Origin of the sequence: Nonomuraea composti (assembly GCF_012034275.1) — a bacterium.
Taxonomy (GTDB): Bacteria; Actinomycetota; Actinomycetes; order Streptosporangiales; family Streptosporangiaceae; genus Nonomuraea; species Nonomuraea composti.
The window spans coordinates 22,941-38,451 of record NZ_JAATEP010000082.1; the positions used below are offsets into that span (position 1 = coordinate 22,941).

Consider the following 15,511-nt stretch of genomic DNA (forward strand, 5'->3'; position numbering starts at 1 on the left):
CGTGGGCGGCGAGATTATGGCTGCACCGCTGCGGCGGCGTGAGGGGCTGGTGAACGGAACGGGATGAACTTCTGCCTGAGCGACCTCGTACCACCGTTGAGGTGGAGCGACTCGTCGACGATCACGCTACTCACCGGGCAGCCGGACCTGCCGGATGCGTGGTGGCGCAGTTTGCCCATGCCGCGCGTCCTCGCGGCGATCGGCCCCGAGTCCCTGGGCGAGCTGCTGACGGAGATCGCCCTCGAGCACTGGCCCGCGGCGGCGGTCGGCGACGTCCTGCCGGCGCTGCACGTCCTCGACCCGGAGGAGGCCGACGAGCCCGCCGTCGCGATCGCGCTCGACCGCGCCGGGTCGTGGGCCGGGCTGCTCGCCCTGACCAGCCGGGAGCTGGTGGACCAGCCCTTCATCCAGGCGCGGCCGGTGCTGAACACGCTGTTCTCCGCCGTCCTGGTACGCCTGGCGCACCCCCACGGCGACCCCGCCTCCGCACCCGCGCCCGCCGCCCCCCTGTACGCCGCCGGCGAGGCTGAGCCGGCCGCTGCCGCGCCGGAACGCGTGGGGGCGGGCGAAGAGGAGCTTCCGGCGCCCGTCGCCGCGCAGCACGGCGCTGAGGGCGCCGAGGAGCCCGCCGGGGAGTCCGAGGCCGCCCAGGAGGCCGCCGAGGAGCGCCACGCCGCTCCGGAACCCGCCGAAGCCGACCCTGAGACCGGCCCCGAGTTCGAGGCCGAGCACGCTCCCGAGCCGGCCGCCCGTGCCGACCACGACTTCGTGCCGGCCGAGCACGCCCACGAGCCGGCCGGCGAGGCCGCAAACGAGGCCGGCGACGAAGCTGAGCACGCCGCCGAGATCGCCGAGCCGGTCGAGCCCGTCGCGGAGCACCGTGCCGAGGGCGCCGCCCAGGCCGCCTACGCCGGTGACGCGCTCGACGCGGACTACCGCGAGCCCTACGAGCCGCCGCACGAGGCCCAGCCGCACGAGGACGCGCCGCACGAGGACGCGCCGCACGAGGACGCGCCGCACGAGGACGCCGAGCGGGACGAGGCCGTCCTGCACCAGGAGAGCGCCACTCTTGACGAGGAGGAGCCGGAGGAGGCCGAGCGGGTCCTGGACGCCGACGCGGAGCCGGTGGCCGACGAGGCGGCCGAGCCGGAGCCCGAGCCGGTCCTGGACGCCGCCGACGAGCCCGCCCCCGAGCCGGCGGCCGAGGAGGCCGAGGCCGCCCAGGCCGCGTACGAGCAGGAGCCGGAAGAGCGGGAGCGTTCGCTGCCAGACCTCATCGAGGCCGCGTTCGCCGGGCTCGACGACAAGAGCTGGGCCGTGGCCCAGAACCGGGTGTTCACGGACGAGCCGTCGGCCGTGGACCAGCTGGCCAAGCTGTTCGCCGTCCCCCCTGCCGAGATCATCGCCACGGAGGGCGAGCTGCGCGACCGCCTGGACCGCTGGCTGGCCAGCGACGAGGCGACCCCGTACCGGGCGCACCTGGAGGAGCTGGTCCGGACGCTGGGCCCGGGCGCTCCCAAGGAGCAGGTGATCGACGCGGCCGACTGGCACAAGGTGGAGATCCAGGCGCTGGAGGTCCCGGCGTGGCAGTTCGTGCTGACGACGCTGGCCCCGCCGCCGCCTCCCCCGCCCCCGCCGCCGCCGGTGCCGGTGCCGGTGCAGCAGGAGCTCCCGCCGCCGCCGCTGCCGCAGCGCAAGCCGTACCAGCAGCAGCCGCAGCCGCCGGTGGAGCTGGTGCCGTCGGCGTTCGGCCCGGTGGGGCTGACGCCGTCCCCGCCTCCTGGGCCGCCGCAGTTCCAGGCGTTCACGCCGGTGGTGCCGCCGGTGCAGGAGGTGAACGGCGAGCAGGAGCAGCCGTTCCAGCAGCCGCCGCCGGTGGGCGAGCCGGAGCAGCCGTACCAGCCGTTGAAGGACGTCTCTCAGACGCAGCGCTGCTTCAGGCAGCCGGACGGCCGCTGGTGGTTGCGCATCGACGTGACGGCGGAGCAGCTCGCGGGCGGTGAGTGCGTGCTGCCGACGGGGTTCGCGTCGTACCTGGGGCTGTCGCCGGGCGAGAGCAGGACGGTGCGCAGCGCCGCGGGCGAGCTGACGATGACGTGGCACGGCCGGCCGACGCTGCTGAGCATCGAGCGGCTGCTGGTGGACGTGGGCGCCCGGGAGGGCGGCCACCTGTTCCTGACGCTGTCGGACGAGGGGGTCCTGCGGGCCAGGCACCTCCCGGTCGCCGCCCAGGGCGCCGAGAAGATCACCAAGGCGCTGCGCCTGGTGGGGTACACGGCTCCGGGCGGCACCAGGGACCAGGCGGCGAGGGTGATCGCCACGAGGATCGGCATGGCGGGCCCGGTCGTCCTGCCCGACCTGCTCGACAGGCTCCGTGAACGCGGGGATCGCGACCTGCTAGAGCTCCTGGACTGAGCCGGGTGCCGCGGCTCGCGATCGGCCCTGAGTTTCCCAGGGAGCTCAGCGCACTGGCCCAGCCGGTGCGCAGGGACGCCGTGGTCGCGCTGCGCCGGTTCCTGCTGAACGTGTCGGGCGCGCCGCATCCGGAGCGGGTGCGGGGCGCCAGGGATCCGCGGGTCGCGACGCTGCGGCTGGCCGAGGGCCATCGCGGGGTGGTGGTGCGGCAGCGGGACGTGTACTGGCTGCGCACGCTGCTGCCGGACCCGGAGGCGTGGGCGTTCGCCCGCCGCCACCGCTATGGCGTGAACCCGGCGATCGGCGTCGTCGAGGAGTGGGACGATGAGGCGCTGGCGCGGGTGGAGCCGGCGTTACGGCGTTCGGCCAGATCAGGGCGGCTGTTCGCGCCGATCTGCGACGGGGATCTGCTGGGGCTCGGCCTCGACGGGCACGCGCTGCCGCTGTTCCGCCTGATCACGACGGAGGCGGACGTGGCCGCGCTGGAGCCGCTGCTGCCGCCCACCCAGTACGTCCCGCTGGCGGTGCTGGCCAGGGGTGGCACGCTGTCGGAGGCGTGGCGGGAGCTGAACGCCTGGCGCGCCGTGGACCGGGACGAGGGCCCGATCGACACGGAGGACCTGTACGCGGCGCTGCTGCGCAGCCCGGACCGGGCGGTGTTCGTCTCGGACAAGGTGACGCTGGACCGGGTGCTGGAGGCGCCGGCGTGGTGCACGTTCCTGTACCCGCCGCAGCACCGGCTGGCCAGGGCGGCCGGCTACGAGCATCCGGTGCTGGTCGTGGGCGGCGCGGGCACCGGCAAGACCGTGGTCGCGCTGCACCGGGCGGCCCATCTGGCGGCGCGCGGGTCGGGGCCGGTGCTGCTGGTCACGTTCTCGCAGAGCCTGGTGGAGGAGCTGTCGGCGAAGCTGGACGTGCTGATCGAGGACGAGGTCGTGCGCAAGCGGGTCGAGGTGGACAACGCCGAGCGCCTGGCGGTGCGCATCGTGGCGGCCGCGGAGGGCCACCGTCCCGCGCTGGTGGGCCGGGGGGCGCGCTCGCTGGCTCAGCTCACGGACGACGCTCTCAGGTTGCTGTCGATCACGACAGGTGATCTGCTCGACGATGTGGATCCGGGGCGCAAGCCGTACCGTCACATGGTTGTGGACGAGGCACAGGACGTCAGCCCGGCGCAGTGGCGGCTGCTGAGGGCGGCCGTGCCGCGGGCGCGCGACGACCTGTTCATCGTGGGCGACCCGCACCAGCGGGTCACCGACACGAAGGTGGCGCTCGGCGCGGTGGGCATCCCCGCCGCGCAGCACGCGCTCGACCGCTCCCACCGGCTGCCGCAGGAGCTGCTGTCCTTCACGGTACGGCTGCGCGGCGGCGGCCCCTCGCCGGGCCTGGTCAAGGGGGTGACCGACTTGTCGGCCTTCAGCGCGACCCGTCACGGCGAGCGGCCGGTGGTCAGGGCGTACGACACGCCTGAGGCGGAGCTGGCGGGGCTGCGCGGCACGATCGACGCCTGGCTCGCCGACGGCGTGCCGGCGCGGGAGATCGCCGTGGGGGCCCGCAACCAGCGGCTGGTCCGCGACGCCAAGCGGGCGCTGCGCGGCCTGGACGTGCGGGCGTCGACGTTCCAGCACATGAAGGGCCTGGAGTTCGAGCGGGTGGCGCTGATCGGGGTGGCGGAGGGCGTGGTGCCCGAGCCGCCGCCGGACGAGCCGTACGCGCGGGCTCGTGCGCTGCAACGCGAACGGAGCATACTGTTCGTCGCCTGCACCCGGGCGCGTTCGATGCTCTATATCTCCCATTCCGGAAGAGGCAGCCCGTTTCTACCCCTCTGATCACATAGTCTGAACTGCGGATATCTTCCCTTTGCCGGTTGGACCTCAATGAACCTCAGCCTGAGCGACCTCGCGCCACCCCTGCGCTGGACCTCCCCTGGTCTGATAGCGCCGATCGTGGAGGAGCCCCAGCTGCCCGAGGCCTGGTGGCAGGCGATCCCCCTCGACCGCGTGTGCGCCATCGTCGGCGCGCCGACCGTCGCCGGCCACCTGGCCGACCTGGCGGTGGCCTTCTGGGGGCATCTCATGCTCGGCGACATCCTGCCGCTGCTGCGCTTCTCCGACCCCGCCGAGGCCGAGCGGACCCCGGAGACGCTGGGCAAGGACGTGGTGCAGAAACTGTTCAGCGGCGTGTTCGAGCGGCTGCTCGAGCCCGCCCCTGAGGCGGTGCCCGCGCCGGCCAGGCCCGACCGGCCGCTGCCCGAGCTGATCGACGAGCTGTTCGGCGCGCTGGACGACCGGCAGCGCGCCATCGCCCGCGACCGCCTGTACGCCACGCAGCGCGCCACGCTCGACGAGCTGGCGCAGCGGTTCTCGGTGACGCGGGAGCGGATCAGGCAGATCGAGCGCGACCTGCGCGACCACGTGGAGTCCTGGCTGAGCAGGCCGGAGGCCGCCGCCCTGGTGGCGCACGTCGCCTGGCTGCGCGGCCGGCTGGGCTCCGCGGCCCCGGCCGACGACCTCCAGGCCACCGTTCCGTGGCACCGCACCGAGCTGCGCACGCTGGGCATCCCCGCGTGGCGGTTCGTGCGGACGCTGCTGACGGGCTACGAGCAGGCCGACGGCTGGCTCGTGGCGGGCGGGGCCGACGAGCTGAGGGAGAAGACGCGCCAGCTCTTCGCCGACGGGCCGCACCCGCTCGGCGAGGCCGTGTCCATGGTGGCGCAGCTCGGCGTGCGCGAGGACGTCGCCGAGCGGTGGATCCTGGCCGTGCCGCAACTCCGTGTGCTGGGCCAGCACGTGGTGCCGTGGCCGCGCAGCATCAACGAGAAGGCCGAGGCGGTGCTCGCGGTGGCGGGCGCGCCCCTGTCGCCCGAGGAGATCCAGGAGCGCATCGGCGAGGACTACAGCCTGGTCGGCATCCGCAACCAGCTCACCGCCGACGAGCGCTTCCGCCGGGTCGACCGCAACAAGTACGGGCTGACCAGGTGGGGCGGCGACGAGTACCTGGGGATCAGGGAGATGATCGCCAGGGAGATCGAGCGGGCCGGCGGCGAGGCGTCGGTGAGCACGATCGTGGCCAACCTGACCTCCCGCTACGACGTGAGCGAGAGCTCGGTGCGCGCCTACTCGGGCGGGCCCGGGTTCGAGCGCACGCAGCGGGGCTGGATCAGGGTGGCCGGCACCGCGCCCGGGGGCGAGGCGGAGCCGTACCAGCCGCGCAAGGACGTCTCCGAGACGCGGCGCAGCTTCCGCTCCCGCGACGGCCGCTGGTGGCACCGCGTGGACGTCAACGCCGAGCACCTGCGCGGCTCCGGGTCGCCGCTGCCCACAGGGTTCGCGGCGTACCTGGGGATGGCGCCGGGCGGGCAGCTCACGGCGTCCGCGCCGTCCGGCGACGTGGTGATCAGCTGGCACAACCAGCCCACGATGGGCTCTATCCGCAACGTCCTCGCCGAGTACAAGGCTCAGGAGGGCGACCACGTCTTCCTGACCGTGTCCGACGGCGGCGAGCTGCTGACCCGCTACCTGCCGGCCGCGCCGGTCAACATGCCGCCGATCAACCGGGCACTCTACCTGTTCGGCTACACCGCGCCCGTCAGCTCCGAGATGGAGGGGCTGCGGCTGATCGGGGCCAGGATCGGGCTGCCCGACACGGCGACGCGCGAGGAGATCCTGGCCAGGCTGCGCGAGCGCGGCGACCGCGACATTCTCGGTTTCCTGGGCGGATGACGCCGGGCTAAGCTCGGCAGATGTTGCGGATCTACGACACGCGCGCCAGGCAGGTCGAGGAGATCGCCGCCGGGCGCGCGCTGCGGATGTACACGTGCGGCCCCACGGTCTATCGCCACGCGCACGTGGGCAACCTGCGCACGTACCTGCTGTCCGACCTGATCAGACGGGTCCTGGAGCGGCGGCGGGTGCGGGTCGTGGCCTGCCAGAACATCACCGACGTCGGCCATCTCACCGACGACGCCGACGCGGGCGAGGACAAGGTCCTGCTGCGGGCGCGGGCCGAGGGGCGCTCGCCGCTGGAGCTGGCGCGCCACTACGAGGAGGCGTTCAGGGCCGACACGGCCGCGCTCAACCTCCGGCCGCCCGAGCACATGCCCAGGGCCAGCGAGACCGTCGACCTGATGATCGAGCTGATCGCCAAGCTGGTCGAGCAGGGCCACGCCTACACCGTGCCCGACGGGTCGGTGTTCTTCGACGTGCGCACGTTCCCCTCCTACGGGGAGATCTCCGGCAACCGGCTCGACGCGCTCAAGCCCGCCCACCGCATCGACGCGGTCGATGCGCGCAAGCGCTTCCACGCCGACTGGGCGCTGTGGAAGCCCGGCGAGGGCGAGCTGACCTGGGAGGCGCCGTGGGGGCGCGGCTTCCCCGGCTGGCACGTGGAGTGCTCGGCCATGTCGCTGCGCTATCTCGGCTCGCGCTTCGAGATCCACACGGCCGGCATCGACCTGCGCTTCCCGCACCATGAAGACGAGCGGGCGCAGTCGAACGCGGCCACCGGCCACGAGGTGGTGGACCACTGGGTGCACGGCGAGCACCTGCTCTTCGACGGCCAGAAGATGGCCAAGTCCACCGGCAACGTGGTGCTGCTGTCCGACGTCGTGGCGGCCGGGCTCGACCCGCTGGCCGTGCGGATGGCGTTCCTGGAGCACCGCTACCGCCAGCAGATGAACCTGACGTGGGACACACTGAAGGCCGCCGACCGCACGGTGCGCAGGTGGCGCTCCCGGGTGGCCGAGTGGGCCGAGTCGGTCAGCGCGCCCCTGTCGCAGGAGCACGTCGACCGCGCCGAGGCGGCCTTCGACGACGACCTCGACACCCCGGCGGCGCTGCGGGTGCTGCGGGAGCTGGAGCGCGACGAGTCGGTGGCGCCGGGGGCGAAGTTCGAGACGTTCCTCCATCTCGACCAGGTGCTGGGGCTCGACCTGTCGATCGACATCGGCCGGCCCAAGGTGCTGCCGCCGGGTGCCGCCGAACTGCTGGAGGCGCGGGAGCGGGCGCGCGCGGCGAAGGACTACGCCGCCTCCGACCGGCTGCGCGACGAGCTGGCCGAGCTGGGGGTGCGGGTGTCCGACACGCCGGAGGGGCAGACGTGGGCCTGAGCGGGCGTCCGGAGGAGTGATCACGAACTGCCAGACTTGATGCCAGTTCGGCATGAAGGAGGTGGCGGTGCGACCCTACGCGTGGATGCCGTGGCCGTTGCGGTGGTCGGCCCGGGTGTTGACCGTTGTTCTCGCATTGGCCCTGGTGCTGGCGGGGGTTGTCGTCTACACCGTGCGGAAGTCGTTCCCGCAGGTGGACGGGACGCTGCGGCTCCCGGGCCTGACGGGTAACGTCGAGATTTATCGGGATAAATCGGGAATCCCCCACATTTATGCTGATTCTGCGGCGGACCTGTTCATGGCCCAGGGCTTCGTCCACGCCCAAGACCGCTTCTTCGAGATGGACTTCCGCCGCCACCTGACCGCTGGGCGCCTGTCGGAGCTGTTCGGCGCCTCCACGCTCGACAACGACAAGGCCCTGCGCACCATGGGCTGGCGCAGGGTGGCCGAGCGGGAGCTGCCGGACCTGGCCGAGGAGACCCAGGGCTACCTCGACGCGTACTCCAAGGGGGTCAACGCCTGGCTCACCGCCAACCCCAACGCCTCCGACCGCAGCCTCGAGTACTCCATCCTCAAGCTCCAGGGCGGCGGCGGCACGCCCGAGAAGTGGACGCCGGTCGACTCCGTGGCCTGGCTCAAGGCCATGGCGTGGGACCTGCGCTCCAACGTCGAGGACGAGATCGACCGCGCCCTGGCGCTGACCAGGCTGCCCAAGGAGCGGGTCGAGCAGCTCTACCCCGGCTACCCCTTCGACCGGCACCTCCCGATCGTCAACGAGGGCGCCCTCGCGCAGGGCCGCTTCGACCAGCGCGCCGAGCCGCGCCTGCGCGGCAACCGCGCGCTGCGCGACGCCGCCGGCACGCTGGCGGACGTGCCCAACGCGCTGGGCACCGCCGACCGCGCCGGACTCGGGTCGAACTCATGGGTGATCTCCGGCGAGTACACCACCAGCGGCAAACCGCTCCTGGCCAACGACCCGCACCTGTCGGCGCAGCTCCCGTCCGTCTGGTACCAGGCGGGGCTGCACTGCCGCAAGATCACCGAGACGTGCCCGTACGACGTGACCGGGTTCACCTTCTCCGGCGTGCCCGGCGTGATCATCGGGCAGACCGGCAAGATCGCGTGGGGCTTCACCAACCTCGGCCCCGACGTGGCCGACCTCTTCCTTGAGCAGGTCGACGGCGACACCTACCTCTACAAGGGCTCCCGGCTGCCGCTGGAGACCCGGCAGGAGAAGATCAAGGTGGCCGGCGGCAAGACCGTCACGATCACCGTCAGGAGCACCCGGCACGGCCCCCTGATCAACGAGGTCATCCCCAGCGCCCGGCCCAGCGGCGAGGCCAACGCGGTGGCGCTGCAGTGGACGGCGCTGACGCCCGGCAGGACGGTCGACGCGATCTTCGCGCTGAACAAGGCGGGCGACTGGCAGGAGTTCAAGGCCGCCGCGTCCCTGTTCGACGTCCCCGCCCAGAACCTCATCTACGCCGACACCACCGGCAAGATCGGCTACCAGGCCCCCGGCCGCATCCCCGTGCGCGCGAACGGCGACGGCACCTGGCCCGTGCCCGGCTGGACCGGCGAGTACGACTGGAACGCCGCCCCCATCCCCTACGACCAGCTCCCCTCGGTCGAGGACCCGGCCGACGGCTTCATCGTCACCGCCAACAACGCCGTCATCGCCCCCGACCGCTACAAACCGCTGCTCACCAAGGACTGGTCCTACGGCTACCGCTCCGAGCGCATCCGCACCCTGATCAAGGAGGCCATCAGGAAGGGCCCGATCGACGCCGCCACCATGGAGGAGATCCAGCGCGACAGCTCCAACGGCTTCGCGCAGACGCTCGTCCCCGCCCTGATGGAGGTGGACCTGGCGGGCCCGTCCGTGCAGGCCAGGGAGCTGCTGAGGTCGTGGGACGGCACGCAGCCGGCCGGCTCGGCGCCCGCCGCGTACTTCAACGCCGTCTGGCGGCACCTGCTCACGCTGACGTTCGACGACGACCTGCCGGAGGCGGCCCGCCCCACGGGCGGCGACCGCTGGTACGAGGTCGTCAGGCGCCTCCTGGAGACCCCTGACGACCCGTTCTGGGACGACGTCACGACCAAGAACGTCACGGAGCGGCGCGACGACATCCTCCGCCAGGCCATGGCCTCGGCCCACCAGGAGCTCGCCGAGCGGCTCGGCGACGACGTCAAGGCGTGGCGCTGGGGCGACCTGCACCAGCTCGAACTGGTCAACGGCTCGCTCGGCACGTCCGGGATCGCGCCGGTGGAGGCATTGTTCAACCGGGGGCCGCTGCCGGTCGGCGGCGGCAAGGACGCGGTGGACGCCACGGGCTGGAACGTCCAGAACGGCTACGCGGTCACGGCCGTGCCGTCGATGCGGATGGTCGTCGACCTGTCGGACCTGGACAAGTCCCGGTGGATCAACCTCACGGGAGCCTCCGGGCACGCCTTCCACGACAACTACTGGGACCAGGCCGCGACGTGGGCGCGGGGCGACCTGCTGCCGATGTACACGAAGCCGGAATCGGTCAAGAAGGCCGCCGTGCACACGCTGAAACTGACTCCCTGACTTTACGGACGTCCGATATTCGGGGGCTTTTAGGCCGTCAAGAGCCCCCGCGTCGCCGCCACCAGAGCCGCTGGTGCGGATAGCCGCCGTCGTCCAGACCGGCCAGGCGTTCGAAAACGTTGTACGAAGCCTGGTGCCCGCAGACGATCACCGAGCCGAGCATGGCGAGCAGATAGAGCGGCAGCATCGGCAGGCCGAGGCACCAGGCCCACTGCGTGGCGTGCCGCCCCTCGTGCAGGACGAGCCGGTCGTCGAGGGTGTCTCTCCTGGTCAGGACCACGTTTCCGACCGTGAACGCCCCCGCGATCGGGAAGCGGTAACGGTAGCCGAAGGCCAGGATGAGGCCGTCGGGGCCGGGCACCTTGGAGGCGCCGCCCACGATCGCGATCAGCAGGCCGAGGGGCGTGGAGAGGTTGACGTAATTCACCGCCCGCCGGAACCGGAAGCGCCTGTTCATGCGTCTCAGTCTTGACCAATCTTGACAAGTCGGAATAATGATCCCCGTCCTGAAATCTCCCACAAGAGCAGGATTATGAGATTCTCCATCCTGGGCGCGCTGCTCGGCACCGTCGCACTGGCAGGAGCCGGCGGAGTCGCGATCACCCAGACGTCAGCGACCGATTCCCTACGATTCACCGACACTCCTCTCCACGCACAGCAGGCAGCGTTAGCCGGCGACCCCTCGACGTCGCCGCCCTCCACGACGCCGCCCTCCACGTCGCCTTCCCCCACCGAGACCACCACCCCGACGGCGACACCGTCCCCTACTGACGGGGACTACACCGCCGAGACCCGGGTGGTCAAGAGAAGAGGCGTTTCCTACCTCGCCGTCTCGGTCACCTACGAAGGGGCGGCGTTCTTCAACGTCGACCAGCGCGTGTGCAAGAGGAGGACGTGCAAGACCGCGAGCGTCGACCTCATGGTCGTCGGAGGCGACGCGAACGCCACCACCCGGCTCGGCCGGGGCACGTACAAGAAGAAAGGGCAGGCCGGGGTCAGCATGGCGCCGCTGCCGACCGTCACGGTCCGCGAGACGGTCACGGTGACCGAACCAGGTCCCACGGTCACCGTCACCGAGCCGGGGCCGACGGTCACGGAGACGTTCACCTGTCAGCCGTACGTCGAGCCGACGGACACCCTTCCGCCGTCGGGAGAGCCGACGGGCACCCTCACCCCGTCCGTGGAGCCCACCCCGACTCCGACGCCCACCGTCACCGAGACCCCCACCGACACTGTGTCTCCCACTGTGTCGCCCACCTTGTCTCCCACGGAAACTCCAACGGACACTCCCTCGGAGATCCCGACCTGTCCGGCGCCGTCCGAGACTCCGGCGGAGCCGCCCACTGACGAGACCCCGACCCCGACCCCGACCGACACCAGCGTTCCGACCGACACCGCCACGGCCACGCCGTCGGAGTCGGCGAGCACTCCCGCCGCCCAGTAGGGCCGCGACCTCTCACCCGGGCCAGGCCACGTGCCTGGCCCGGCCCATGCTCACAGCGACTTGTAGCGGCCGTCGTGGTAGAGGAGCGGCGCCCCCTCCGACGGCGTGCCCAGCGCCGTCACCCCGCCCACCACGATCGAGTGGTCGCCGCCGTCGTGCACCGCCGTGGTCGCGCACTCCACGGTGGCGATGGCCCCGTCGAACAGCGCCACCCCCGACTCCCCCCGGTGGTGCGGCCACCGGGCGAGCTGCCCGTTCAGCGGCCGCCCCCGGTGGGCGAAGAAGCGCGAGGCGTCCTCCATGGAGGCCGGCAGGACCGACACGCCCCACACGCCGGCTTCGAGCACGGCGTCGTGGAAGCGCGCCACCTTCTCCGCGCAGAACAGCACGAGCAGCGGGTCGAGGGAGACGGAGGTGAAGGAGTTGATCGTCATCGCGTGATCGACGTCGCCCAGCCTGGTCGTCACGATCGCGACTCCGGTGGCGAAGCGGCCGATGACTCTCCGGTACGTACCCGGATCCACGTGCCGCTCGATGAAATGCACCTAGCTACTTTATGCCTCTACGTCTGGTTTTTCGGAGGGGTACCCCCGCAAAAGCCACGATCCCCCTCCCGAGGAGGGCGAAAGCAGGTAGGCCGCGACGAGGGCCAGCAACCCCCCGTACAGGTAGACGTACCCGGGAGGACCGGACGCGATCACCAGGTCCCCCATCCCCAGCTCCAGCGTGAACGGCATCGTCACCAGCAGCCAGCCGAGCGCCGTCACCATGGCGCCGAGCCTGGCCCGCATCAGCCTGCCCGCCCCCAGGCACACCCCGAACAGCACCAGCACCCAGGCGATCGCGGCCACCGGGATCACGCCCACCTGCCACGTGGGATGCGTGAACCCGCCCACGACGGCCATGACGACCCCGAGCACGAACAGCATGCCGTACGCCGCCCCGCCCAGCGCCGACTCGGCCTGGCTGCGATGTTCCATGTCGAATGAGGTTAGTGGATGCCCGCGAAGAGATCGTTCTCGCGGTTGTGCGGCTCACCGAGGCCGCCCGCGTCCACCGGCGGGCCCGGCACCGGCGCCCCGGGGACGCCGATGGCCAGCGTGTAGTGCTCGACGCCCAGCACCTCCTGGCCGATGTTGTTGGACAGCGCGTACCAGGGGGGCCGCACCGTGACCTGCGTGGCGTGCGCGCGCAGCGCCTCCACCTTGTTGCCGATCCAGGGGCGGGCGTCGATCTCGGTGGTGATGTCCTCGTCGGGGCTGCCGAACGGCATGTCGTCGACGTTCTCCGCCTGGAACGCGACGTCGGCCTCGCGCAGCGCGTCGGCGCCGCGCCGCAGCACCGACCGCGCGACCGCCGTGTGGTAGAACTTCGCGATCTGCCACGGCTCGCCCTCGCCGAAGCCCGGCTTCGCCGCCAGCTCGAACGCCCTGCGCGAAACCCGGTGCGCCTGGATGTGGTCGGGGTGGCCGTAGAAGCCGTTGGCGTCGTAGGTGACGAGGACCTGCGGGCGTACCTCCCGGATGACCTTGACCAGCTCTCCCGCCGCCTCGTCGAGGTCGGCGCCCCAGAACGCGCGCGGGTGGTCGTTGGAGGCCACGCCCATCATGCCGGAGTCGCGCCAGCGGCCCGGCCCGCCCAGGAAACGGTGGTCCTCCACGCCCAGCGCCTGGCAGGCCGCGGCCAGCTCGCCCACGCGGTACTGGCCCAGCGCGTCGTCCCGATCGGCGGCCAGGTGCGCGAGATCCGCGGGGATGATCTCCCCCTCCTCGCCGAGCGTGCAGGTCACCAGCGTGACGTGCGCGCCCTCCGCGACGTACTTCGCCATGGTCGCGCCGGTGCCGATCGACTCGTCGTCCGGATGTGCGTGCACGAGCAGGAGCCGTCGATCAGTCATGTCCACGAGCGTAGCAATGGCAGGATTGAGGCCATGAGCGAGAGCTTCCCGCGCCTGTCCGCCCGGACCCGCCGGTTCACCCTGGGGGTCCCCCGCGGCTTCACGATCTCCCCCGACGGCGGGCGGGTGGTGTTCCTGCGCACCAAGTCGGGCACCGATCCGGTGACCTGCCTGTGGGAGCTCGACACCGAGACCCACGTCGAGCGGCTGGTGGTCGATCCCCGCACCCTCCACGCCGACGAGGAGGACCTGCCGCCGGAGGAGCGCGCCAGGCGCGAGCGCAGCCGCGAGGCCGCGGGCGGCGTGGTCGCCTACGCCACCGACGCGGCCGTGCGGCAGGCGTGCTTCGCGCTGTCCGGCGGGCTCTACGTGGTCGAGCTGGCGAGCGGCCAGACGCGCGCGCTCTCCACGCCGGGCCGGGTCATCGACCCCCGCCTGTCCCCCGACGGGCGACATGTCGCCTACGTCTGCGACGGCGCCCTGCGCGTGCAGGCCCTCGACGGGGGCGACGACCGGGCGCTCGCGCGGCCGGAGTCCGAGACGGTGACCTACGGGCTGGCCGAGTTCATCGCCGCCGAGGAGATGGACCGCATGCGCGGCTACTGGTGGGCGCCCTCCAGCGACGCCCTCCTCGTCGAGCGCGCCGACGACGCCCCCGTGCACCTGTGGCACATCGCCGACCCCGCCAATCCCGGCCGCCCGCCCGTCGCCCAGCGCTACCCCGCCGCCGGCACCCCCAACGCCCTCACCGAGCTGTTCGTGCTGGGGCTCGACGGGTCGCGCGTGCCGGTGCCGTTCGACGAGGAATACCTCGTCACCGCGGCTTGGGACTCCCACGCGCTGTCCATCGTGACGCTCACCCGCGACCAGCGGACGATGCGGCTGTTCTCCGTCGACCCGGCCACCGGAGCCACCTCCCTCGTCCGCGAGGACACCGACCCCGCCTGGGTCGACATCGTCGGCGGCGTGCCCGCGCACCTCGACGACGGCTCCCTCGTGTGGGTGGCCGGCTCCGAGGGCGGCCACCGCCTGATCGTCGGCGACCGCGCGGTCACCCCGCCCACGCTCCAGGTGCGGGCCGTGCTCGACGTCGACCACGACAGCGTGCTGTTCAGCGCCAGTGGCGACCCCACCGAGATCCACCTGTGGACCTGGGACGGCCACTCGCTGCTGCCCGTCTCCACCCGCTCCGGGGTGTTCTCCGGCCGGATGTCCGGCGGGGTCGGCGTGCTCACCGAGCAGAGCCTCGACGACGAAGGCGTCTCCACCACCGTCGTCCGCCGCGACGGCATGGCCGTGCCCATCCCGTCGTTCGCCGAGCGCCCCGGCCTCGACCTGCGCGTCTCGCTCGGCCGCTCCGGCCACCGCGAGCTGGCCACCGCCGTGGTGCTCCCCACCTGGTACGAACCGGGGTCCGGCAAGCTGCCCGTACTGATGGACCCGTACGGCGGGCCGCACGCCCAGCGGGTGCTCAACCGGCGCGGCGCCTTCCTGGAGAGCCAGTGGTTCGCCGAGCAGGGCTTCGCCGTCATCGTCGCCGACGGCCGCGGCACCCCCGGCCGGGGCACCGAGTGGGAGCGCGCCGTCCTCGGCGACCTCGCCACCCCCGCCCTGGAAGACCAGATCGACGCCCTGCACGGGGTGGCCGAGCAGTACCCCGACGACCTCGACCTGACCCGCGTCGCCATCCGCGGCTGGTCGTTCGGCGGCTACCTCGCGGCGCTCGCGGTGCTGCGCCGCCCCGACGTGTTCCACGCCGCCGTCGCCGGCGCGCCGGTGACCGACTGGCGCCTGTACGACACCTGCTACACCGAACGCTACCTCGGCGACCCCGAGGCGCAGCCGGAGGTGTACGAGAAGTCGTCCCTGTTCGCCGACGCCGCCAAGCTGGAGCGCCCGCTGCTCCTCATCCACGGCCTCGCCGACGACAACGTCGTGGCCGCCCACACCCTCCGCCTGTCCTCGGCCCTGCTGGCGGCCGGGCGGCAGCACAGCGTGCTGCCGTTGTCGGGGGTGACGCACATGACGCCGCAGGAGGTCGTGGCCGAGAACCTGCTGCTGCTACAGGTCGACTTCCTG

The 15,511-nt window shown here is 72.3% G+C and carries 11 protein-coding genes; 7 read left to right on the forward strand and 4 right to left on the reverse strand.

Annotated elements, in window-relative coordinates; all coding sequences use genetic code 11:
- The first annotated feature begins 177 nt into the window (after nt 1–177).
- The 5 genes from HCN51_RS53480 to HCN51_RS53500 all read left to right on the forward strand — a co-directional run bounded on the left by HCN51_RS53480 (nt 178) and on the right by HCN51_RS53500 (nt 10,091).
- Complete coding sequence (locus HCN51_RS53480; RefSeq protein ID WP_168021493.1) at nt 178–2,415, forward strand: hypothetical protein; 2,238 nt, start codon at nt 178–180, stop codon at nt 2,413–2,415.
- A gap of 5 nt (nt 2,416–2,420) precedes the next feature.
- Entirely contained in the window at nt 2,421–4,241 is a 1,821-nt protein-coding gene (locus tag HCN51_RS53485; protein WP_168021494.1) for a UvrD-helicase domain-containing protein, read from the forward strand.
- 48 nt (nt 4,242–4,289) lie between these two features.
- A complete protein-coding gene (locus tag HCN51_RS53490; RefSeq protein ID WP_168021495.1) occupies nt 4,290–6,134 on the forward strand; it encodes a sigma factor-like helix-turn-helix DNA-binding protein in 1,845 nt (614 codons plus the stop codon).
- A 20-nt stretch (nt 6,135–6,154) separates the two neighbouring features.
- Complete coding sequence (cysS, locus tag HCN51_RS53495; RefSeq protein WP_168021496.1) at nt 6,155–7,519, forward strand: cysteine--tRNA ligase; 1,365 nt, start codon at nt 6,155–6,157, stop codon at nt 7,517–7,519.
- Nucleotides 7,520–7,604: 85 nt separating this feature from the next.
- Nucleotides 7,605–10,091 carry a penicillin acylase family protein gene (locus HCN51_RS53500; protein ID WP_168021504.1) on the forward strand — a complete coding sequence of 829 codons (2,487 nt, stop codon included), beginning with the start codon at nt 7,605–7,607 and terminating at the stop codon, nt 10,089–10,091.
- 37 nt (nt 10,092–10,128) lie between these two features.
- On the opposite strand, the gene HCN51_RS53505 is transcribed toward HCN51_RS53500, so the two are convergent.
- Nucleotides 10,129–10,548 carry a hypothetical protein gene (locus tag HCN51_RS53505; protein ID WP_168021497.1) on the reverse strand — a complete coding sequence of 140 codons (420 nt, stop codon included), beginning with the start codon at nt 10,546–10,548 and terminating at the stop codon, nt 10,129–10,131.
- Nucleotides 10,549–10,623: 75 nt separating this feature from the next.
- Here HCN51_RS53505 and HCN51_RS53510 point away from each other — a divergent pair, with 75 nt between their 5' ends.
- On the forward strand, nt 10,624–11,535 hold the full coding sequence (locus HCN51_RS53510) for a hypothetical protein (RefSeq protein ID WP_168021498.1): 912 nt from the start codon (nt 10,624–10,626) through the stop codon (nt 11,533–11,535).
- A 50-nt stretch (nt 11,536–11,585) separates the two neighbouring features.
- Here HCN51_RS53510 and HCN51_RS53515 read toward each other — a convergent pair whose 3' ends face one another.
- From HCN51_RS53515 to mshB, 3 genes are read right to left on the reverse strand one after another with little or no spacing between them, the layout of a single operon-like run.
- Entirely contained in the window at nt 11,586–12,080 is a 495-nt protein-coding gene (locus tag HCN51_RS53515) for a flavin reductase family protein (protein WP_346434145.1), read from the reverse strand.
- A 9-nt stretch (nt 12,081–12,089) separates the two neighbouring features.
- Nucleotides 12,090–12,515: a DUF6113 family protein gene (locus tag HCN51_RS53520; protein WP_168021499.1), complete on the reverse strand. Its 426-nt coding sequence runs from the start codon at nt 12,513–12,515 to the stop codon at nt 12,090–12,092.
- Between the two features lie 11 nt (nt 12,516–12,526).
- Nucleotides 12,527–13,432 (reverse strand): N-acetyl-1-D-myo-inositol-2-amino-2-deoxy-alpha-D-glucopyranoside deacetylase, encoded by a 906-nt coding sequence (gene mshB / locus HCN51_RS53525; RefSeq protein WP_168021500.1) that lies wholly within the window; start codon nt 13,430–13,432, stop codon nt 12,527–12,529.
- Between the two features lie 33 nt (nt 13,433–13,465).
- Here mshB and HCN51_RS53530 point away from each other — a divergent pair.
- Nucleotides 13,466–15,511, forward strand: a 2,046-nt coding sequence (locus HCN51_RS53530) for a S9 family peptidase (RefSeq protein WP_168021501.1), incomplete at its 3' end; no start/stop codon positions are given.